Here is a 22,776-nt window from a genome sequence, read left to right as displayed (position 1 = left end):
TTTTTCGATCTTAAAACTTCTATCCGCTAATCTATGCTATATTATATAGTAGAAGTTTATTTAACGATAAAGGATATAAAGGACATAAACAGCAATGAAGTGGGGGTAGAAGGATGGAATTATGGTTTATCGAAATCGCAAAGGGATTAGGTCGCTTTTTGCTGAATCCATTATTATATTGGTTTATCATTATTACGGCACTAGCTTCCTTAACACGGATTAAAGAGGAACGGCAGTCATTTGGAAGTAAGATTTATCCGATTTTTGATGAAATGTATGGTCAACGTTTAAATGGTATTTTATTTGGCCTTATTCTTTCTGTTGCTATCATGTTGCTAGGGTTAAGTTTGCCCAATCTCATGTTATTAGCTATTATCTTTTTTACCATGTTATTTTCAATAAATAAAAAATTTACTTGGTTATCAAGTGCTTATACATTTGGATTTACTGCTATTATACTTTTGTTTTCTCCCTATTATCATGATTTGTTACCCAGTTTCCTCCAAGGAGAGATAACGGCTTTAGATTGGGTAACCTTCACGACAATTATGGGGCTGTTTATTGTTATTGAAGCACTAATGATGCGTTCGATTGAACATGATCAAACCTTCCCTGAAATTTTCAAGGGGGCACGTGGTAAAGTGATCGGACAACATCGTTTAAAACGGATTACATTAATTCCAATCATAATGTTCTGGCCTGTTGGTACTTTAGAATTCACTACTGATTGGTGGCCGGTGATTGAATTAAATGGGACAAGCTATGGTTTGATGATCTTTCCCTTTGTGATTGGCTTTGAACATGTTATTCGTGCGACTTTACCAACGAAGGCAGCCAAACGTTTTAGTCAATACTTATTTATTTTAGGTTTACTTGTTATCGCCACCGCCTTATTAGGTTATTATATTGGCCTCTTTTCACTTGTGAGTGTCATTGTTGCTTTAGTTGGGCGGGAATGGTTAGCGTATCGATTAAAAATGAAAGATCAGCAACTCCCTGCTTTGTTTAACCCGACTGAAAAAGGGATAAAGGTATTGGCGATATTGCCGGGTTCGCCGGCAGTTGATTTAGGTTTAGTTGTTGGAGATACTGTTGTTAAAGTCAATGGTGTTCCAATAACAGATCCGAATGATTTTTATCAGGCGCTTCAAAATAATCGAGCGTTTTGTAAGTTGGATGTTATTGATGAAAGAGGCGAAATTCGTTTTGTTCAACGGGCGCTTTATGAACATGAACATTATCAATTGGGACTTGTTTTTACGATTGATCATCAAAAAAAATTAGCATATTGAGCGCTCCATTTAAAGATAATTCAACTAGAAAACACTAGAAAAACTTTATTATTCAAATAAAATAATGCGTTTATTTCCTAGGAAATAAACGCATTTTGCTTAGCGGTCAAAGCTTAACAAAGCTTTGACTTCTTCTTTATCTAGTGATGATAGTAACGTTTCCCCTGGTTGAATGATTTCGTCAACTAATTTGCGTTTCTTTTCTTGAAGTTGAAATATTTTTTCTTCGATTGTTCCTTTCGTAATTAAACGAATCACTTCAACATTGTTTTTTTGTCCAATTCGGTGGGCACGACCAGCAGCCTGTGCTTCAACAGCTGGGTTCCACCAAAGATCATATAAGATAACGGTGTCTGCGCCTGTTAGGTTCAATCCGGTTCCACCGGCTTTTAATGAAATCAGAAACAGTTCCCTCTCACCACTGTTGAATTGGTCTGCCATTGTTACGCGCTCTTTAACTGGTGTTTGACCATCTAAGTAAAAAGCTTGATAGCCATGCTTATTGACCTGATGAGCAATCATTTCAAGCATACTAGAAAATTGAGAGAAAATTAGGACGCGTCTGTCTTGTTCACGTAATTGTTCGATGATCGTCAACAATAAATCAAGTTTACCAGATTGGCCATGATAATTGTCTAAGAACAAGCCTGGGTGGCAACATATTTGACGCAAACGGGTTAAACCCGCCAAGATTTCTAATTTACCTTGGTCAAATTGATTATTTTCAATAGCGGTATCGACGTGCTGCTGAATTCGTTGAAGATAAGCAAGGTAGACTTGCTTCTGTTCCTTAGTAAGCTCAGTATACTGTTCGATTTCAATTTTTTCAGGCAACTCTGGTAAAACATCTGTTTTAAGTCTGCGTAGGATAAACGGACGTGTTATTTGTTGAATATACTCTTTATCATGTTGAACAAATTGCCTCTTTGATCCAAGAAATCCTGGAGAGATGGTTTGGAAAATGGACCATAATTCATCTAACCGGTTTTCAATCGGTGTGCCACTTAATGCAAAACGTTGCTTCGCTTGGATCGCTTTGGTTGCTTTAGCTGTTTGTGTTAAATGATTCTTAATTGCCTGTGCTTCATCTAGAATCATGATGTCAAAGTTGAAAGCTTGATAGTTTTTTATGTCTTTCCTAATTAAAGGGTATGATGTAATTAAAACATCTGGGTTTGTTTCTGAGTTGAACATGCTTTGTCGCTCTTGCTTACCTCCTGCGATCACTTCGACTGCTAATGTTGGTGCGAACTTTTCAAATTCGTTCTTCCAATTATAGATTAATGAAGCAGGTGCGATTACCAGTGAAGGCTGTCTATTGTCTATTTCTTTCTCACTAACAATAAAGCTAATTGCTTGAACAGTCTTTCCTAACCCCATCTCATCAGCCAAAATACCACCAAGCTGATATTGAGCCAGTGCTTTAAACCATTGATAACCGATTTTTTGATAATCCCGGAGTTCAGCTTGCAGTGCTGACGGCAATTGGTAGTTAATCGCTTGAGGTTGTTGAATCGCCCCAATTAATTGCTGAAATGTGTCCGAATAGTTTGGTTGATAGTCAGCTAATGCTTGATCAACTTGAATGCTTTGGGCGGCATTTAAGTGCAGGTGTGTATCGAGTAGCTCTGACTGTTTTAAATGAAGTTGATCAGCAAATGTTTGAAAAGCTTGGAAGGTATCATCGCTAAGTTTGATTAACGGCCCATCATTGAGTCGATAGTATTTTCTTCGCTCAACCAGAGCTTTTAATACATCTTTAATTTCATCATCTGAAATACCGTCGATATTAAAATGGATATCTAGCATCCCCGTAAATGCATTATGGTCAACAGTCGTAGCCAGTGATGGATGGTGTTCGGCTTTTAGTGTCTTGGCTTGATCAGATAGATATATAGTCGCTTCATCTTGTAACAGAGGAAGCTGCTCATGGATAAATTGATAAATCCGCTCATAGCTAAACAGTTGAAAGCGTTGATTTAAGTAATGAAATCCTGATTTTTTCAATAGATTAATAATGCGCTGTTCTTTGTTAAACGAGCGGGTTAACACGGTATCATTAGCGTTTTGTTTCTCGAATGGATTGATTTGCTTGTCGCCGTATTGAAAGGTAACCGTTACACTTAAAGCTTGCTTAATTTCTTCGATGTACAACTTCACTTCTAGTGAGGCTTGTTCAATAGTTGCTTGTGCTTCATTACTGTACTTAATCGTCCCCAACTGTTTTATCTGTGGTAACACATGACCAACAAAGTAAGTCATTTTATCTTTACTAATTTGATAAACCTTTTTTTGTTGATAAGGCAGAATTGAATATATTTTTGTTAATGTATCTTTTTGTTGGTCCGTTAGTAAATAGAAGTGTTGATTACGATATAAATAGTTATAGTAACGTGAAAATTGATAACCAAAAAGTTGGCTAAAATCGATTGTATATGTTTGTGCAGTTTTTAAATCAATAGCAAAGTTGATCTCGGGTAGCTGGTCAACTATCGTAAGCGTATGCGTTGCCTCACCTGTTTCCTTCGTTAATAGGAATGAGCACTGTGTTAATTGCTTGATAAATGATTCAAATAAAAATGGTGGTAGGACAACTTCACGTTTATCGATGTCTAAATAGTCATGGGCATAAATATTTGCATGATTAATTACCGTTTTAAGTAATTTCAATACCTCGAGATCAGTTGGATTGATTTCATGTCGTTTCGGCTGATATGAGAAATTGTTGGTAATTTTAATTGATTGCTTATGGTCAATGGCTTGAATAAAGCCTTGCAGATCTTTAACGATAAACAGTTGTTGTTCGCCTACTTTTAAACTTAGTTTAAAGAAAGGGTCTTGACTGGCAGCGTGCCTTGTTTCATTTAAAATAAAATCAATTTTCAAACGTTCTGTCTCAGTATCTGTTGGATCAACAGGTTCACTAAAGGTGTCGATCATCCTTAGGGGGAAGGGGTCTGTACCGTTGGTTGTCGCCTCTTCATTAATAATCTGAGCTGATTGTTGCTTGGTGGTGATGGCAAGTAATACAGCTGCAATATGTTTGCATGTATAATGGGTCTCGTATGCGGGACAGTTACATGTTGCTTCTAAATCATCATTTTCAAAGAAAAATATTCTAACATTATAGTGGTTAGCCCCCTTCACAACAGCACTCCATGATTGAATGCTTGGATTATAACTTAGGCTGTGGACACGCCCTTTATTGAAATAGTCAAGCCCACGTTTATAAAACCTTTGCCCCGTAATATTTATAATATCTTTTGTTTCGAGAAATAAATGTGACATAATAAACTCCTTAGTAACTACAATAAATGTGTATCTCACTATTATAACAAATTTTATCACAGATAACCGTTCGTAAAGCAAATCTATTTAGGTGGATAATAACGGACGCTAATGTTCTGATTCACTCGTGCCAACAGGATGTTGGTCACACAAGCGTTTTCGCAGGACGCGAAAACGTTAGCTTGTGTTCCTCAGTTGGTGGGTAAGATCGTAGACTAAAACCGGCACGTCTTGTGGTAACGTCTGCATGATCTACATCCTGTAGCCCTCCCTCCACTGATTGAAGGATTGTTTTATCCTAAAATTAATCGTTCAAATTGAACAAATAGTAATTGACTTTATAAACAAAGGTGTGCTAACTTCTAAACGGATATCAAAAGCTAAACGCATGTATTGGTATAGCGTTATGAAAATATATAATACAGATAGAAGGTAGTCAGATGACAATTGAAACAGAAGTAAAGAAACGAAAAACATTTGCGATTATTTCACACCCGGATGCGGGTAAAACAACCTTAACAGAGAAACTATTGATGTTCGGCCAGTTAATTCGATCAGCCGGTACTGTGAAAGGAAAGAAAACGGGTAAGTTCGCAACTTCTGACTGGATGGAAATTGAGAAACAACGTGGGATCTCGGTAACATCAAGTGTGATGAATTTCCCATATAAAGATTACCATGTCAATATTCTTGATACACCGGGGCATGAGGACTTCAGTGAGGATACTTATCGAACTTTAACGGCAGTGGATAGTGTGGTAATGATTATTGATGCAACGAAAGGAATTGAAGCGCAAACGATTAAGCTATTTAAAGTTTGTAAAATGCGTGGGATTCCGATCTTTACGTTTATTAATAAAATGGATCGAGAGGGTCGTGATCCATTAGCATTATTAGAACAAATTGAGCAAGTACTTGAAATTGAAACGTGTCCAATCAATTGGCCAGTTGGAATGGGCAAGCGCTTTTTAGGTATTTTTGATCGTTATCACCAACAATTTGTTCAATTTAATGGGAATGAAGAAGAAAAGTATATCCCTTATTCTGAACTTGAGCAGGGAAGTTATCCTGAATTAACAGAAGATTTGACATACCAAGAAGCAGAAGAGGAGCTTGCGTTACTCGATGAAGCTGGTGATGATTTTTCTTTAGATTCAGTTTTAAAAGGAGAACAAACGCCTGTCTTCTTTGGGAGTGCACTTGCCCCTTTTGGTGTACAGACCTTTTTTGATACGTTTATTGAGATGGCGCCAAATCCAAAGCCACGAAGAACAACAGAAGGCCTCGTCCAACCGGAAAATGAAGCATTTTCTGGATTCATTTTCAAAATTCAAGCGAATATGAATCCCGCTCATCGTGATCGCGTTGCTTTTTTAAGAGTGTGCTCGGGTGAATTTGAACGTGGAATGACAGTTAAATTACCGCGACTGAATAAAACAATTAAATTAACGCAAACCCAGCAATTTGTCGCGTCATCACGTGATACCGTTGATCATGCTTTTCCGGGTGACATTATCGGTATCTATGATCCTGGTATATATCGGATTGGAGATACATTATTATCAGGAAAAGATACCTTTCAATATGATGAATTACCACAGTTTCCACCAGAATTGTTTAAGCGCGTAACGGCTAAAAATGTTATGAAGGCTAAACAATTCAAGAAAGGTTTAGAACAGCTTGTCCAAGAGGGTGCGATTCAATTGTTTACGGGCTATCCATTTGAACAATATATTATTGGTGCCGTCGGTGAGCTTCAGTATCAAGTATTTGAACATCGTATGAAACATGAGTATAATGTAGAAGTGAACTTAGAATCAATTGGAGAAAGGATTCCGCGTTGGCTTGAGCTAGAACAAGTGGACACGAGCCTGTTTGATGAACGAAATTTATTAGTGAAAGATCGTGAAGGTGCATTTTTAGTCTTATTTAAAAATGATTTTGCATTACGTTGGTTCACGGATAAACATAAAGATATAAAGCTAATTGATCTATTTGAAGTTAATCAATATGATCAATCCTATTAAATCAAAACTTGAGGAAGCATATTCCTCAAGTTTTTTGTCCTAAATTAGCTAGTGATTCAACTTTCTCATCTGAATTTTGGCTCTACACTGAATGGCTCTATAATGAATGTGGTGGATGTGGAGAATAAAGAAATTACTGACATCTTACCTGATCGAAAGGTAGAGACCATTGAGAAATACTTGCGTTCGTGTGATACAAGTAAGCCTGTTTTGGTATCAAAAATTTTCAACGTTAGAAGAACAACATATTATGGCAACAAGAGGTTAAAAAGACTCTCGTTTGAAATAGTACATAGCAGAGGAAATATGCGAGACTCCTGCGGAAAAACGGGCGACCGAGACCCCACAGCGGTCTTTGCGAGGAGGCTTGGGCGTTCGTCCGCGGAAAGCGAGTATATTTCCCTCTGCGGCTTAGCAATAGCACTACTTTATGGAAAAAGAGCTTTTAACAAAGATGAATGGTGAAGTGAACATTACACTACTACATTTGACAGAGAACCTAATGATTTTTCACCTTATATAATTAACTAAACTTTCTCAGCTGAATTTTACGTTCAGAAAAGATAGCATAAGGGTAAAACGCAAGACATGCATGAGATCTATGTTCCGCTTTCCGGAACGAAATAACGTTCTAAATATAGGAGAAGGTCGCAAGTGGCACACCCATGCAGAAGTAAGTCAACAAGGATATTGAGTACCGATTCTATTGAACACGATCAAGCGGATTGAGTTCGTTCGTGAGTCATGCGGATTTTCCACGAAAAAAAGTAATAATTCACTAAAAAAGCGAATATTCGTTCGCATTTATAGATTGAATTGTGTATAATAGGTTTATCTATAAATCGGTTGGGAAAAAAGGTAAATAGACAGATCGGAGGAATAAGCGATGGGACAAGCTTTTGAATTAGTATCGAAATATAAACCAGAAGGTGATCAACCCAAGGCGATCGCTGAGCTCGTTGACGGTATAAATCGTAAAAAACGTGCTCAAACATTGCTTGGTGCAACTGGAACAGGAAAAACATTTACGATTTCAAATGTCATTAAAGAAGTCAAGAAACCAACACTTGTGATGGCGCATAATAAAACATTGGCTGGTCAACTTTATAGTGAGTTTAAGGAATTCTTTCCAAATAATGCGGTTGAATATTTTGTAAGTTACTATGATTACTATCAGCCTGAGGCCTATGTGCCTTCTACGGATACCTTTATTGAAAAAGATTCCAGTATTAATGATGAAATTGATAAATTAAGACACTCGGCAACATCATCACTATTTGAACGTGATGATGTCCTGATTGTTGCGAGTGTATCCTGCATATATGGTTTAGGTTCTCCTGAAGAATATCGGAAGCAAGTATTGTCACTTCGGGTTGGTATGGAAAAAGATCGCGATCAATTGCTTCGAAATTTGGTAGATATACAATATGCGCGTAATGATATAGATTTTCAACGTGGTACTTTTCGTGTGCGTGGCGATTCAGTAGAAATTATTCCAGCTTCACGTGAAGAGCATTGCGTTCGTGTTGAATTTTTTGGCGATGAAATTGATCGGATTCGTGAAGTTGATGCATTAACCGGAGAAATCATTGGCGACCGTGAGCACATTGCTATTTTTCCGGCGTCACACTTTGTTACCGGTGAAGATAAATTAAAGATTGCGATGAAAAATATCGAGGCTGAGTTAGAGCAACAACTCAAGTATTTTCGTGAGAACGATAAATTATTAGAAGCACAGCGTATTGAACAACGGACACGTTATGATTTGGAAATGATGGCTGAAATGGGTTTTTGTTCAGGAATTGAGAATTACTCTCGTCATCTAACACTTCGTGAAGCGGGCTCAACACCTTATACGTTAATCGATTACTTTCCTGATGATTTTGTCATTGTTATTGATGAATCACATGTAACGTTACCCCAAGTTCGAGGCATGTTTAATGGTGACAAAGCGCGAAAACAAGTGCTTGTAGATCATGGTTTTAGGTTACCTTCAGCACTTGATAACCGGCCATTGACGTTTACTGAGTTTGAAGAAAAAGCAAATCAGTTTATTTTTGTTTCAGCTACGCCTGGACCATATGAATTAGAGCATACGCCAAAGATGACCGAACAGATTATTCGGCCAACTGGATTGCTTGATCCAGAAGTGGATGTTCGCCCGATTGATGGTCAAATCGATGACCTTATTGGTGAAATTAACAAAAGAACTAAAAAAGATCAACGGGCACTCATCACAACATTAACGAAAAAAATGTCAGAAGACTTAACCGACTATTTGAAAGAGATTGGCATGAAAGTTGCCTATTTACACTCTGAGATTAAAACGTTGGAGCGGATTGAAATTATTCGCGATTTAAGGGTAGGTAAATATGATGTCCTTATCGGCATTAACTTGTTGAGAGAAGGCTTAGATATTCCTGAAGTGTCTCTTGTCGCTATTTTAGATGCTGATAAAGAAGGATTTTTACGTTCGGATCGTTCATTGATTCAGACGATGGGACGTGCTGCTCGAAACGAAGAAGGACAAGTTATTATGTATGCTGATCGGATCACGGATTCGATGAGACGAGCAATAGATGAGACGCAAAGGCGACGAGAGAAGCAAGAAGCCTATAATAAAGCACATGGTATAACACCTAAGACGATTAATAAAGAGGTTCGTGATGTCATTCGGGCAACGATAGCAGCTGAAGATCAAGCCGACTATCAAGCAGATCGTCCGAAATTATCGGAGATGACGAAAAAAGAACGAACAAAACTTATAGAAGAAATGGAACAAGAGATGAAGCAGGCCGCACGTGAATTAAATTTCGAGAAGGCAGCCGAACTGCGTGATCTTGTTCTTGAACTGAAAGCGGAAGGGTGAGCATAGATGGTAAAAAAGAAAATTACAATTAAGGGTGCTCGAGCCCATAATTTAAAAAATGTTGACATTGATATCCCAAAAGATAAGCTCGTTGTTCTCACTGGGCTATCAGGTTCTGGAAAATCGTCATTGGCATTCGACACTATTTATGCAGAGGGACAAAGACGTTATGTTGAATCGTTATCAGCATATGCACGTCAGTTTTTAGGACAGATGGATAAGCCTGATGTCGATACGATTGAGGGATTGTCGCCTGCGATCTCGATTGATCAAAAAACAACCAGTAAAAATCCAAGGTCGACGGTTGCAACGGTAACTGAGATTTATGATTATTTAAGGCTTTTATATGCACGGATTGGACATCCGACATGTCCAACCCACGGCATTGAAATTACTTCACAAACCGTCGAGCAAATGGTAGATCGAATTCTGACTTATCCTGAACGAACAAAGCTACAAATTCTTGCACCTGTTGTATCAGGACGAAAAGGTGAGCATGTAAAATTACTAGAAAAGCTTAAACAAGAAGGCTATATTCGATTGCGTGTAGATGGTGAAATGATGGAAATTGGTGATGAGATTAAGCTAGAGAAAAATAATAAGCATAACATTGAAGTTGTTGTTGATCGAATTGTGGTTAAAGATGGTGTATCTGCTAGGCTAAGTGATTCACTTGAAACAGCACTGAAATTAAGTGAAGGACAGGTCATTGTTGATGTTGTTGGAGAAGAAGAATTGCTATTTAGTGAACTCCACGCATGTCCGATATGTGGCTTCTCAATTGGAGAATTAGAACCGCGATTATTTTCTTTTAATGCACCACATGGCGCTTGTCAACAGTGTGATGGTTTAGGAAGTAAATTAGAAGTCGACGTCGATCTCGTTATGCCGAACAAGGCACTAACCTTAAATGAAGGGGCAATTGTTGCTTGGCAACCAACGAGCTCACAATATTATCCCCAATTACTTACAAGTGTTTGTAAACACTATGGCATTGATATGGATATACCAGTTAGTCAGTTACCTAAAAAGCAATTAGACAAAATCCTACGGGGCAGTGGCAAAGAAAAAATCCATTTTAGTTATGAAAATGATTACGGTATGAAGCGCGATACTGAAATCGAATTTGAAGGTGTCTTAAACAACCTTGCGCGAAGATATCGAGAAACAAGTTCAGATTATATTCGTGAGCAAATGGAGAAATATATGGCACAAAAAGATTGTCCAACATGTCAGGGCTTCCGTTTAAACAAGGAAGCGATGTCGGTTTTGATTAATGGCCTTCATATTGGTCAAGTTACACAGTTGTCTGTTACAGAAGCTAATGAGTTATTGAAAAAATTAGAGCTCTCTAATAAGGAACAAAAAATTGCTAAAATGATCTTAAAAGAATTGGAAAGCCGGTTAACATTTCTAACGAATGTCGGACTTGATTATTTAACATTATCGAGAAAAGCTGGGACGTTGTCTGGTGGTGAAGCGCAACGTATTCGTTTGGCGACGCAAATTGGTTCAGCACTCACTGGTGTTTTGTATGTACTTGATGAGCCTTCTATTGGGTTACATCAACGTGATAATGACCGTTTAATTCATACCCTTCAACAGATGCGAGACTTAGGTAACACTTTAATTGTAGTTGAGCATGATGAAGATACGATGTTAGCAGCAGACTGGTTAATTGATATTGGTCCAGGTGCGGGTGAACATGGTGGTGAAATTATTGCCAGTGGCACGCCGAAACAAGTGATGCGCCAGAAGAAATCACTTACAGGACAATATTTGCTTGGTAAGAAATTTATCCCCTTACCTGCTGAACGCCGCCAACCAGATGGCCGCTTCATCGAAGTGGAAGACGCCAGTGAGAACAACTTGAAGAACGTTAATGTCAAAATACCAATCGGTTTAATGACAACTGTTACTGGGGTGTCGGGGTCAGGTAAAAGTACGCTTATTAATGAAATTGTTCATAAGAAGCTAGCAATGTTACTTAATCGTGCTAAGCAAAAACCGGGTAAGCATAAAGCAATTAAAGGTAGTGAACATTTAGAAAAGATCATTGATATTGATCAATCGCCGATTGGCAGAACACCACGCTCGAATCCTGCTACTTATACGGGGGTATTTGATGATATTCGTGATGTATTCGCACAAATCAATGAAGCTAAAATACGAGGGTATAAAAAAGGTCGCTTTAGCTTTAATGTAAAAGGTGGGCGTTGTGAAGCGTGCCGTGGTGATGGTATTATAAAAATAGAAATGCATTTTTTACCTGATGTTTATGTCCCATGTGAAGTTTGCCATGGCAAACGCTACAATAGAGAAACATTAGAAGTAAAATATAAAGGGAAGAATATAGCTGATATTTTAGATATGACCATTGAAGAGGCACTGTTGTTTTTCAAAAATATCCCTAAGATTAAAAGGAAATTGCAAACAGTTCTTGATGTTGGTTTAGGTTACATTCGCTTAGGTCAACCAGCGACAACATTATCTGGAGGTGAAGCTCAACGGGTTAAGCTAGCTAGTGAGCTGCACCGTCGATCAAACGGTAAGTCGCTTTATATCCTTGATGAACCAACAACTGGCCTGCATGTAGATGATATTGGTAGACTCTTGCTCGTTCTGCAACGCTTGGTTGAAAATGGAGATACTGTTGTTATAATTGAACATAATTTAGATGTTATTAAAGCAGCTGATTACATTATTGATTTAGGACCCGAAGGCGGCGATCGTGGAGGTACAATTGTAGCTACTGGAACCCCTGAAGAAATTGCTTCGGTTTCCGGTTCTTATACAGGTCATTATCTTAAACCTATTTTAGACCGTGATCATGCAAGAATGTCGGAAGTTGTTAATAAAAGCTCAATAACTGAGGTAGAGGTGTAAAGATGGAGAAAATAAAAGCTCGTCTGATTCAAGATTATCTTAATCAATTTGTTGATCGACCTGTTTATATTCATTTAGAAACGACAAATGGTGCTTATGCGACACATCATAACCGAGAAGCTTATAATGTAGGGGCATTTATTCGTAATGCTCAAGTCACTTTTTCTCAAGCAAAAATAAGTGGTGATGAAACAAATTATCGTGTTGGCTTAAAAACTGAAAATGGTTGGATTTATGCAGAAGGTTTAAGAGATTATCAGATCGATCAGCATAAACGTTTACTCTTGGCGGGTCATGATGATCAAGGTAGACTATTGGTCACGCTTGAATTAAGTTTACAACCATTTACAAATTAGGTGCAAAGGGGGCAATTGTATGAAAAAGGATGAACATGTAGTGGTTATCTTTCCACATCCAGATGATGAAGCATTTGGGGCTGCTGGAACGATCGCGCGTTTTCGGAAGCAAGGCGTACCAGTCACTTATTTGTGTGGTACTCTAGGTGAAATGGGAAGAAACATGGGTAACCCCACGTTTGCAACAAGAGAAACACTTCCTGAAATACGCCAGCAAGAATTAACGAATGCTTGTCAATCTCTAGACATCAATCTCGAACAATTAGGGTATCGTGATAAAACACTAGAATTTGAAGATCAAGACCGTATAGCAACACATCTGTTACGTTATCTTGAAAAAATTAAACCAACATTGGTTATTACACATTATCCTGGCTATGCTGTTCACCCAGATCACGATGCATTTGGCGCAGCTGCAATCGAAGCTGTTAACCGACTAAACCTGAATCAAAGGCCAGATGTGTGGGCATTGGCGATTAAAAAGGATAAAGAAAAAGATTTGGGTGAACCAGATCTCCAATTTGATATAACCGACACATTTGAGGATAAATTAGCTGCTATTGTCGCACATAAATCACAAGCTTCGGGTATTTTGGGTGGGTTAAACCAAGGGCCGGCAAGCTTAGACCAAATTGTTAAAGATAAGTTATCACATGAAGCATTTTATCAATGGTCTTTTAATGAAGTGTAATCGATCAGCTTAAGTTTTATTTTTTGAAAAAGTGGAATAATTATAATTAGGAAAGACGTACGCAAGGAGGGGTGTTAATGTCAAGGAAATTAACGCGTTCAAATCAAGATATAATGGTGGCCGGAGTTCTGGGTGGAGTGGCTGAACACTTAAATGTTGACGCAACATTATTACGTTTGGTATATGTTGTTTTAGGTATTTTCACGTCAGGTTTTCCTTTTATTTTGTTTTATATTTTAGCAGCCATTATTATCCCGAAAAGTGATGTGTACTAAACATGACGAAATGGATTTTATCATTAATTTTAGATGCAGTTGCTTTAATTGTCGTGGCACAATTGTTTGAAGGTTTCTATATTGCGACATTTGGCATGGCAGTTGTTGCGAGTTTTATTTTGTCCGTGCTAAATGTTTTAATTAAACCGATTCTTATTGTGTTAACTTTACCGATTACCGTATTATCACTCGGGTTGTTCCTATTTGTGATTAATGCGATTACCCTTATGTTAACACAATCAATTATAGGTGGGGATTTTGTTATCGAGACCTTTGGTTTAGCCATTGTTGCAGCAGTGGTAATCTCAATTATTAATTTGTTTCTCAACAAATTAGTAAAGGATACGATATTATTGAGTAAGTAGGATCAACAAGCATGGGGATGATCTCCATGCTTGTTCTATTTTATCAACAATAAGCGTCCGCAAACCGATCGCTACTGTCCTTATTCACCTAACGATCAATCAGAGGGTGGTGAATATCATAGACTAAAACCGCCACGTCCTGTGGCAACGTCTGCATGTCCTCCGTCCTGTAGCCCTCCGTCAACGGATTGAAAATTCGTTATATCCTTAGGAAAGGAAAGTGCGATCAAATAAGTACGAAGTGGAGAAGCTAAAATTTTAAAAAGTTAGTATAATAAATTTGACCTTACCCGCTAAAGGGTGAACGAGCAAAAGGATTTCAAAGGATGTTATTTATGACAGAATTGAGGTGAGTACAATCGAAGATATTGTACTAAAGTTTGATTTTAAAAGTCTGGATGGATCGCTTGACCGTCTTTATTTTTCTAAACCGATCAATGTGTTCTCGACTTATCGTATCGATCAAGTTAAACCATTATTGCGTGAGATAGAGACAGAGAGGAAAAAAGGAAGATACATAGCGGGGTACTTGTCTTACGAAGCAGCTCCAGCATTTGAAAAGCGCTATCGGACGAAGGCCCAAACGACAATGCCTCTTTTATGGTTTGCTAGTTTTGCTCAGCCTGACCAAGTGGAAAGCGATAAGCTAGTAGCGTCCATGGATCAGTCATTAACTTGGAAACAAACGACTTCTTATTCGGATTATCAAACGAGTATAGAAGCAATAAAAGAAGCCATTCGAATTGGGGATACCTATCAAGTGAATTATACAACACGGTTAACGACACCCTTTCATCAAGATCCCGAAGCATTCTATTATATGCTGAAAAACAATCAACAAGCTTCTTATAGCGCTTATTTAGATATCGGTCGATTTCAAATTCTATCGGCATCACCAGAGCTGTTCTTTGCAATTGAACAAGGAGAGATTACCACAAAACCGATGAAAGGTACAAGCAAACGTGGCTTAATATATGCTGACGATCAAGTAAATAAGCACTATTTAACGCAGTCAGAAAAAGAGCGCGCGGAGAATTTGATGATCGTTGATTTGTTAAGAAATGATCTTGGTAAAATAGCTAAACAAGGAACGGTTCATGTCCCAGATTTGCTGACAGTTGAAACTTATCCGACTGTACATCAAATGACCTCCACGGTTAAAGCAACACTCAAAGAAGAGAGTCAATTAGTCGATTGGTTTTCAGCATTATTTCCGTGCGGGTCAATTACAGGAGCACCAAAAATAAAGACGATGGCTTACATCGAGCAGTTAGAAGAAACGGCACGGGAGGTCTACTGTGGGACGATTGGCTATTTAACCCCAGATAATAAGGCGACTTTTAACGTTCCGATTCGAACAGTCGTTGTTGATCAAGAACACCAACAAGCGCGTTATGGTGTAGGAGGCGGTATTACGTGGGATTCAGTTACTGCTAGTGAATATGAAGAAATGGAAACAAAGGCTAGCTTGTTAACGACGGGTTACCCAACTTTTGATTTACTTGAGTCTATGCTATTATCAAATGGAGATTTACCACTTCTTTCATATCATATCGATCGTCTTCAACAATCTGCTACTTATTTTAATTTCGCCTTTGATCGGGCAGTATGTAGAGAGCAAATAATGGCATTGAAGAAGCAACATCCAAAGGGTGTCTATAAAGTGCGCTTGCGTTTAACACAAGCGGGCAATATCAAGCTAGAATCGATACCGGTAAAGCCTATCGATCAACCCGTTAATAGCTATCTAGCAAAGCAATCCATTGACGTACAAAACCGTTTTTATTATCACAAAACAACATACCGTGATTTATATGATCGGTTAAAGGTTGATGCGTCTGTCAATTTCTCAACGTTATTATGGAATGAAAGAGATGAACTAACAGAATTTACGATTGGTAATCTTGTTTTACAGTTCGATCAGCAGTTTGTCACACCTCCGATAAAATCTGGACTGCTACCAGGAGTATTTCGAGGTCATTTACTCGAAAAAGGGACAATAACCGAAAAAGTACTTTACAAAAATGACTTGCATCGTGCGGATGGTATCTGGCTAATTAATGCCGTGCGTGGGTGGGTTAAGGTTGGTAACGTTATTGATTCAATCGAGTAAAGCTAATCAATCATTTAATATTTTCTATCACAGGTAAGCGTCCGTAAAATGCTGTTATAGTGGCGGTACAAGGTCGAAAACGTCCATTAATTGAAGGTTCGTTTTATTGATTTTAAATGTTTTACCCATATTAGCATTGAGAACAGATCATAAAGACATAGCATGTTTTCGAATGGTTTACTTAAAAAGCTAAGAAAGGTAGTCGCTAAAATACCTGTTATCGTGCCACACATTAAAAAAAATGCTACAATAGTTATACGTATATAGGATAATTAGAGAAGATGATAGATGGAGGGAATCCTGATGGCTAAGGTACAAACAAAAGATTTATTAGAACAGTTCAAATTGGAACTCATTGCAGGTAAAGAAGGACTAGAAAGAGAGTTTATTATGAGTGATATTTCTAGGCCTGGTATTGAATTAACAGGGTACTTTCGTTATTATCCTAAAGCGAGACTTCAAGTGCTTGGAAAAACGGAATTATCTTTTTTTAGAGAATTGTCAGAAGCTGAGCAAAGAGATCGTTCGGAAAAATTATGTACCGATGTCACCCCGTGTATTGTGATTTCAAGAGACTTGGATATCCCGAGGCCACTAATAGATGCTTGTGATCAAGCGCATGTCCCTTTACTACGATCGCCTTACAAGACAACGCGTGTAGTTAGTCGATTAACGAATTTTCTTGAAGCAAAATTTGCACCATTCACAGCCATGCACGGTGTCCTTGTTGATATTCACGGTGTGGGTGTGTTAATTACGGGGCAAAGTGGTGTTGGTAAAAGTGAAACAGCTTTAGAATTGGTTAAACGGGGCCACCGTTTAGTCGCTGATGACAGTGTCGAGATTCGACAGGAGGATTATGATCGATTAATTGGATCTTCTCCTGAATTGATTGAACATTTACTTGAAATTAGAGGACTTGGTATTATAAACGTCATGACTTTGTTTGGTGCCAGTGCTGTCCGATCACATAAAAAAATTGATTATGTGATTAATTTAGAAAATTGGAACGATAAGAAGCAATATGATCGGATTGGCATGGAGGAAGAAACGATTCGAATTATTGATGTTGATGTACCTAAAGCTACTTTACCCGTACGACCGGGTAGAAATTTAGCGGTCATTATTGAAGTGGCTGCAATGAATTTCCGTTTAAAACGATTAGGTGTTAATGCTGCGGAAGAGTTTTCGACTAGATTAACGAAAATGATTGATCAGGAAAAGGCCAATATAGATAAAGGCGTTGATTATGATTAATAGTAAAAAGGCGTCCAAGACCATCTGATCATGTCTAACTGATCTACTCTTGTAGCTTTACTCGTGGCTATTGATATGTGAGTAATAATAGATAAGATGAAGAATAATTTTTTGGAAACTAATTCATCTTTAAGGTTCAGATAGTAGCTATAACTTATTATATGAGGAGAGATACTGTGTCAATTTTTAATACAACATTAGACCCTATTTTCATCGAGGTTGGCCCTATAACTATTTATTGGTATGCGATTATTATCGTAACGGGTGTTGTCATTGGGCTTTGGTTAGCAACAAAAGAGGGTGTTCGGTTAGGTCTTTCAAAGGAATTGTATACAGATTTGCTGATGTGGGCGTTACCCATTGCAATTCTTTCGGCGCGATTATATTATGTCATTTTTGAATGGGATTGGCAGCGTTTTGTTGAGCAACCATTATGGAAGGTGTTTGCTGTTTGGGAAGGTGGCATTGCTATTCACGGTGCTTTAATTGGCTCTGTTATTACAGCTTACATATTTAGTAAAAAGCGTGATGTACCTTTTTGGAAAATTGCTGATGTAGCAGCACCGAGTATTATTATCGGTCAAGCGATTGGCCGGTGGGGTAATTTTATGAATCAAGAAGCCCACGGTGGGCCTGTCTCAGATGTGGTATATGAGAATTTTATTCAATACTTACCTGATTTTATAGAAAACCATATGGTGATTGATGGGATCCTTTACCATCCTACGTTTTTGTATGAGTCGATTTGGAATCTAGTTGTTTTTGCAGGATTATTGTGGTTAAGAAGAAGAAATCCTTTACGTGGTGAAGTTTTCCTTAATTATGTTATTTGGTATTCTGTTGGACGCTTCTTCATTGAAGGATTACGGACGGACAGTCTTTATATACTAGGTCTATTACGGACAGCGCAAGTCTTATCAATTGTATTAATCATTGCCAGTGTCGCTTTAATTATTTATCGACGTAAAGCTAAACAAGTGAACGTTGCTTATAATGGTAAGAAGCTATAAGTAATATAAAAAGAGTAGCTCAACTTAAACACTATGGTGTGGCAGAAAAGTTTGAGTTTCACGGGTATTCGTTAAAATGTCGCTGACGCAGCAATATGCCAAGCAACATGGTTGGAATGGAAGAGGTTAATTTTTTCTTTAAATAAGACCCGACAAGTGCAGCCTTAACATGCGTCACCAGGCGCTGAAAATTTAGAAATAAAAAAATGAAGTGGGGATGTTGGTTTGAAAGCTACATTTATTCGAGGATTAAAGCAAGGCTTACATGTGGCTTGGACATTAAGTAAAGTTATTTTTCCAATCACAGTTATTGTTACTATTCTCCAATATACACCGATTTTACCGTGGTTGATTGAAGCGATTTCTCCAGTTATGGGGATTTTTGGCCTATCAGGCGAAGTTGCTGTGCCATTGGTTCTAGGCAATTCATTAAACTTATATGCGGGTATTGCGGCCATTGTTTCATTTGAATTTACTGTAAAAGAAGTTTTTATTATGGCTGTGATGTTATCTTTTTCACATAATTTATTTGTAGAGTCAACTGTTGCATTAAAAGTTGGTGTGCGTTGGCCGATTGTCATAGGTGTGAGAGTGGCCCTTGCATGTATTTCAGCCTTGTTGATCCACTTGATTTGGTCAGGTGGCGAGGAAGTTGCACAATATGGATTTATTCAATCCACGCAAGCTTCTCCTTCTGGTGTGGTTGAAATTGGTATTGAAGGTGTGCGAACGGCCACTAGTAGTATTTTTCAACTTGGCGCGATTGTGATTCCGTTAATGGTCATTATGCAATACTTTAGAGAGTTAGGTTGGATGACCAAAATCTCTTCACTATTAAGTCCATTCACAAGGTTACTAGGTATTAAATCAAATGCATCGATGACACTTGTGGCAGGTTTATCAATAGGTCTAGCGTTCGGAGCGGGTGTAATGGTTCAGGCAGTAAGAGAAGACGGGGTGGCAAAGAAAGATATGTATTTATCGTTTATTTTCCTTGTTGCTTGCCATGCTGTCATCGAAGATACTTTAATTTTTATTCCCCTTGGTATACCGGTGTGGCCACTATTAATCATTCGTTTAACAACAGCGATTATTCTAACGGCTACTATCGCGTTTTTATGGAATAAAGCAGAGATAAAACAGAGAAGGGAACAGATTAATTATGGCAATTAAAACACTTTTATTTGATTTAGATGGAACGTTAATTGACACAAATGAATTGATTATCGCTTCTTTTCATCATACTTTTAAAAAGCATACAGATCATAACTATTCAAAGGAAGAGATATTACCTTTTATTGGACCGCCACTCATCGATACCATGAAGCATGTTAACCCAGAGCGGGCACAGGAGATGATGGATACATATCGAGAACATAACTTAGCCAATCATGATGCTTATGTGAAGGCTTATCCTACTGTAGTTGAAACAATCAAGATCTTACATCAACAGGGTTATAAGCTCGGTATTGTGACAACTAAAATTACCGCTACTGCAAAATTAGGGCTTGAAATCACAGGTTTAGCTCCTTATTTTGATGTTGTTATTGGTTTAGATGAGGTTGAACATGCTAAACCACATCCTGAACCGGTTATAAAGGCATTGCATGCCCTTGATCGAACGCCAGTTGACACGATAATGATTGGTGATAACTATCATGATATTGAAGCAGGACAAAATGCTGGAACCAAAACAGCTGGTGTGTCCTGGACGATAAAAGGTAGGGAATCTTTAGTTAAATTAAAGCCGGATTATATGCTAGAACATATGTCTGATTTATTAACGATACTAGAGGTGGAATAAATGCGAAAGACAGCTCGTTTTCCTGTCGAAGGTGCTAATTCATTATGGCAACTCTATCGCACGGTGTCTTTCTTTAAAGTTGTAAAAAATTTTATCGTGATTCAAATCGCACGTTACACCCCTTTTTTAACAGTGAAAAATTGGCTTTATCGACATTTATTGAAGATGACAGTTGGTGATAAGACTGCTTTTGCCTTAATGGTTATGGTTGATCTCATGTTTCCTGAGCGGATTACTGTGGGGCGTAACTCTGTTATTGGTTATAATACAACGTTACTGACACATGAGTATCTTATCGACGAATACAGACTAGGCTCCCTTGATATTGGTAATGAAGTAATGATTGGAGCGAACAGTACAGTCTTGCCAGGTGTCACAATAGGCGATCGAGCTATTATTGCGGCTGGTACGATCGTTAATAAAGATGTTGCGCCAGGAACCTTTGTTGCTGGCAATCCAATGCGTGTGATTTATTCAGCTGAAGAAATGAAAATGAGAAATAGCAAAGATTTAAATGGACGATAACCAGTTGGAAATCCCTCAAAGCGATGGTCGTATCGATGAAAAATCAACTGGGATATTCCGTATTTGTGGAGTCGTTTATATGGATAACGTCCATAAAACACTCGCTTCAAAATAGAGTAGAATTAATCTATTTAGTTGAGAGCTAAGGAGACTAATGTGTTGATTCGCTCAACTACCAATCAATGAGCGGATAAGATCGTAGACTAAAACCGCCACATCGTGTGGCAACGTCTACATGACTACACCCTGTAGACCTCCGCTCACTGATAGAAGGTTCGTTTTATAAATATGCGTTTTGACATCGTCGTATGGGGGGAGACAGCATGGGGATATCTAATCGAAATCGTGAAGAAACACAGCGCCAATTAGCAAATCAAGATTATGATTTATTGATTATTGGAGGCGGCTTGACAGGTGCTAGCATTGCTTTAGATGCGAGTTCTAGAGGGATGAAGGTAGCTTTGATAGAACAAAGGGACTACGGTAGTGGAGCGTCAGGCCAGTTTGCTCCACTATTAAGTCCGCACCATTTTCCAACGAGGAAACTTTGGTATCAAGCATACACTGAAAAGCAGTTAATAAATGAACATCTCTCACTCTTTTATAAACCAGTCGATATGTTAACTTTATTATTCGATTATGAAATAAAACAAACATTATTGAGTAAGTTACGCGATACATTGTCTGAATCTTTAATTTCTTCTAATTTTCCTAAACATCTAAAACTACTTTCAAAAAAAGAAGTGAGAAAGTTTGAAGCCAATGTTAGTGAAAGTAAGTTAAAGTATGGTTTTGTGCATCAAGACGGTATTATTGATCAATGTTTAATGACAATTGAGCTATTGAAGGCTGCTAATCGGTTTGGTACAGATATGATCAACTATCTTAAACTTGTTCAATTCACATATAATTCCGAACAACAGGTAACCGGTATTTTAGCGGAAGACCAAGTAACAGGAGAAATGACGCGTATCTATGCGGATAAGGTTGTTAACGCTACAGGAGCTCAAGTTGAAGCAGTCAGTCGATTAGACAGTTCAGATGATTTGTTAAAACCTGTTATTCAGTATAGAAAAAAAGTACAACTCTTTTTCAAGCAATCAGATTTAACAATTAACCATGCAATGACATTTACTGATGACAACGATCAGCAAACCATAACGCTGATACCCTATCAACAATTTATCATGCTGACGGTCTCTGAACAAACGTCTTCAATCTTGCATCAGAAAACGATTTCTGAAGATGAATTCACACAGATTGTTCGCACCCTGAAACGTGTTATACCAGATCTTTACTTGGATCAAAGCCAGATCATTGAACAACATGTAGCCTATTTAATTAGTGAAGAAAGTGGGAGAATAGGTGATATTATCACTTCCCCATCAGGACTAATTACAACAAGTGGTGCACCGCTTGTACTTTATCGTTCATATGCTAGTCAAGTCGTCGACGGAATTGTTAAAGATCTAAAGCGCACGCATCATATTCTTTATTCAAAGTCAGAGACAAAATCACTCGCAATTATTACAGATGATCAAGTTGATCAATTAAATTTTAAATCCTATTTATCTAGCACACTTCTCGCTAATAAAGAAATCGAGTTTCTAGTGAGCCGTTATGGTAATCATACGACACAACTTGTTCCTTATCTTGATAAAATTGAAAAAAGCAGTGAGTCCGTTTCACTAGAGCCGGCGCTTTCGCTCCTTCTCTGCTATGCACTAGATCATGAAGGTGTTTATAAACCGACTGATTTCTTAGCGAGAAGAATGAGATATCGATTGCACAGACCATTTGACCTGAATCAACAATTGAAGCCATTTTTACAACAGCTAGCCAGTGCGCTCGCGTGGACAAAAGAGGAGTGTTCCTATTACGAACGTGAATGTCGCCTCTGGTTAAGCGAACACAAAGGCAGTATAGAATAATAGGTTTTTAACGTATGCTAATCACAATAAAACGATATTAAAACTGTCAAGAAGCAGTAAAATATGTTATACTGCTTGCGTTATTAC

At 38.0% G+C, this 22,776-nt stretch carries 16 protein-coding genes; 15 read left to right on the top strand and 1 reads right to left on the bottom strand.

What is annotated here, in order from left to right; genetic code table 11:
• The first annotated feature begins 113 nt into the window (after nucleotides 1-113).
• Nucleotides 114-1,292 carry a PDZ domain-containing protein gene (locus B494_RS0110990; protein WP_017472452.1) on the top strand — a complete coding sequence of 393 codons (1,179 nt, stop codon included), beginning with the start codon at nucleotides 114-116 and terminating at the stop codon, nucleotides 1,290-1,292.
• Nucleotides 1,293-1,391: 99 nt separating this feature from the next.
• Here B494_RS0110990 and B494_RS0110985 read toward each other — a convergent pair whose 3' ends face one another.
• A complete protein-coding gene (locus B494_RS0110985; RefSeq protein WP_017472451.1) occupies nucleotides 1,392-4,580 on the bottom strand; it encodes a DEAD/DEAH box helicase in 3,189 nt (1,062 codons plus the stop codon).
• Nucleotides 4,581-5,020: 440 nt separating this feature from the next.
• On the opposite strand from B494_RS0110985, the gene B494_RS0110980 reads away from it, so the two are divergent.
• The 14 genes from B494_RS0110980 (at nucleotide 5,021) to B494_RS0110910 (ending at nucleotide 22,689) form a co-directional block, all read left to right on the top strand.
• Nucleotides 5,021-6,607 (top strand): peptide chain release factor 3, encoded by a 1,587-nt coding sequence (locus B494_RS0110980; protein WP_017472450.1) that lies wholly within the window; start codon nucleotides 5,021-5,023, stop codon nucleotides 6,605-6,607.
• An 886-nt stretch (nucleotides 6,608-7,493) separates the two neighbouring features.
• Nucleotides 7,494-9,476 (top strand): excinuclease ABC subunit UvrB, encoded by a 1,983-nt coding sequence (gene uvrB, locus B494_RS0110970; RefSeq protein WP_017472448.1) that lies wholly within the window; start codon nucleotides 7,494-7,496, stop codon nucleotides 9,474-9,476.
• Nucleotides 9,477-9,482: 6 nt separating this feature from the next.
• Nucleotides 9,483-12,362, top strand: a complete 2,880-nt coding sequence (gene uvrA, locus B494_RS0110965) for an excinuclease ABC subunit UvrA (RefSeq protein ID WP_017472447.1) — start codon at nucleotides 9,483-9,485, stop codon at nucleotides 12,360-12,362.
• A gap of 2 nt (nucleotides 12,363-12,364) precedes the next feature.
• Nucleotides 12,365-12,718: a YojF family protein gene (locus tag B494_RS0110960; RefSeq protein WP_017472446.1), complete on the top strand. Its 354-nt coding sequence runs from the start codon at nucleotides 12,365-12,367 to the stop codon at nucleotides 12,716-12,718.
• A gap of 19 nt (nucleotides 12,719-12,737) precedes the next feature.
• Complete coding sequence (bshB2, locus tag B494_RS0110955; RefSeq protein WP_017472445.1) at nucleotides 12,738-13,409, top strand: bacillithiol biosynthesis deacetylase BshB2; 672 nt, start codon at nucleotides 12,738-12,740, stop codon at nucleotides 13,407-13,409.
• A gap of 77 nt (nucleotides 13,410-13,486) precedes the next feature.
• Nucleotides 13,487-13,684, top strand: a complete 198-nt coding sequence (locus B494_RS0110950; protein ID WP_017472444.1) for a PspC domain-containing protein — start codon at nucleotides 13,487-13,489, stop codon at nucleotides 13,682-13,684.
• A gap of 2 nt (nucleotides 13,685-13,686) precedes the next feature.
• A complete protein-coding gene (locus tag B494_RS0110945) occupies nucleotides 13,687-14,049 on the top strand; it encodes a phage holin family protein (RefSeq protein ID WP_017472443.1) in 363 nt (120 codons plus the stop codon).
• A gap of 349 nt (nucleotides 14,050-14,398) precedes the next feature.
• Entirely contained in the window at nucleotides 14,399-16,162 is a 1,764-nt protein-coding gene (gene pabB, locus B494_RS0110940) for an aminodeoxychorismate synthase component I (protein WP_017472442.1), read from the top strand.
• Between the two features lie 303 nt (nucleotides 16,163-16,465).
• Nucleotides 16,466-17,419, top strand: coding sequence for an HPr(Ser) kinase/phosphatase (hprK, locus tag B494_RS0110935; protein WP_017472441.1), 954 nt, complete (start codon nucleotides 16,466-16,468; stop codon nucleotides 17,417-17,419).
• A gap of 176 nt (nucleotides 17,420-17,595) precedes the next feature.
• The gene (gene lgt, locus B494_RS0110930; RefSeq protein WP_017472440.1) at nucleotides 17,596-18,429 is read left to right on the top strand and encodes a prolipoprotein diacylglyceryl transferase; all 834 of its coding nucleotides are present in this window, start codon (nucleotides 17,596-17,598) and stop codon (nucleotides 18,427-18,429) included.
• Nucleotides 18,430-18,654: 225 nt separating this feature from the next.
• Nucleotides 18,655-19,602, top strand: a complete 948-nt coding sequence (locus tag B494_RS0110925; RefSeq protein ID WP_017472439.1) for a nucleoside recognition domain-containing protein — start codon at nucleotides 18,655-18,657, stop codon at nucleotides 19,600-19,602.
• A complete protein-coding gene (gene ppaX / locus B494_RS0110920; RefSeq protein WP_017472438.1) occupies nucleotides 19,592-20,233 on the top strand; it encodes a pyrophosphatase PpaX in 642 nt (213 codons plus the stop codon). The genes B494_RS0110925 and ppaX overlap by 11 nt, the downstream gene beginning before the upstream one ends.
• A complete protein-coding gene (locus tag B494_RS0110915) occupies nucleotides 20,234-20,758 on the top strand; it encodes an acyltransferase (protein WP_017472437.1) in 525 nt (174 codons plus the stop codon). It begins immediately after the preceding gene.
• Nucleotides 20,759-21,081: 323 nt separating this feature from the next.
• Nucleotides 21,082-22,689 carry an FAD-dependent oxidoreductase gene (locus B494_RS0110910; protein WP_017472436.1) on the top strand — a complete coding sequence of 536 codons (1,608 nt, stop codon included), beginning with the start codon at nucleotides 21,082-21,084 and terminating at the stop codon, nucleotides 22,687-22,689.
• Nucleotides 22,690-22,776 lie beyond the last annotated feature (87 nt).

Origin of the sequence: Amphibacillus jilinensis Y1, assembly GCF_000306965.1 — a bacterium.
GTDB lineage: Bacteria > Bacillota > Bacilli > Bacillales > Amphibacillaceae > Amphibacillus_C > Amphibacillus_C jilinensis.
Note: the sequence above shows the minus strand (reverse complement) of the source record. Positions and strands in the feature narration are given on the sequence as shown.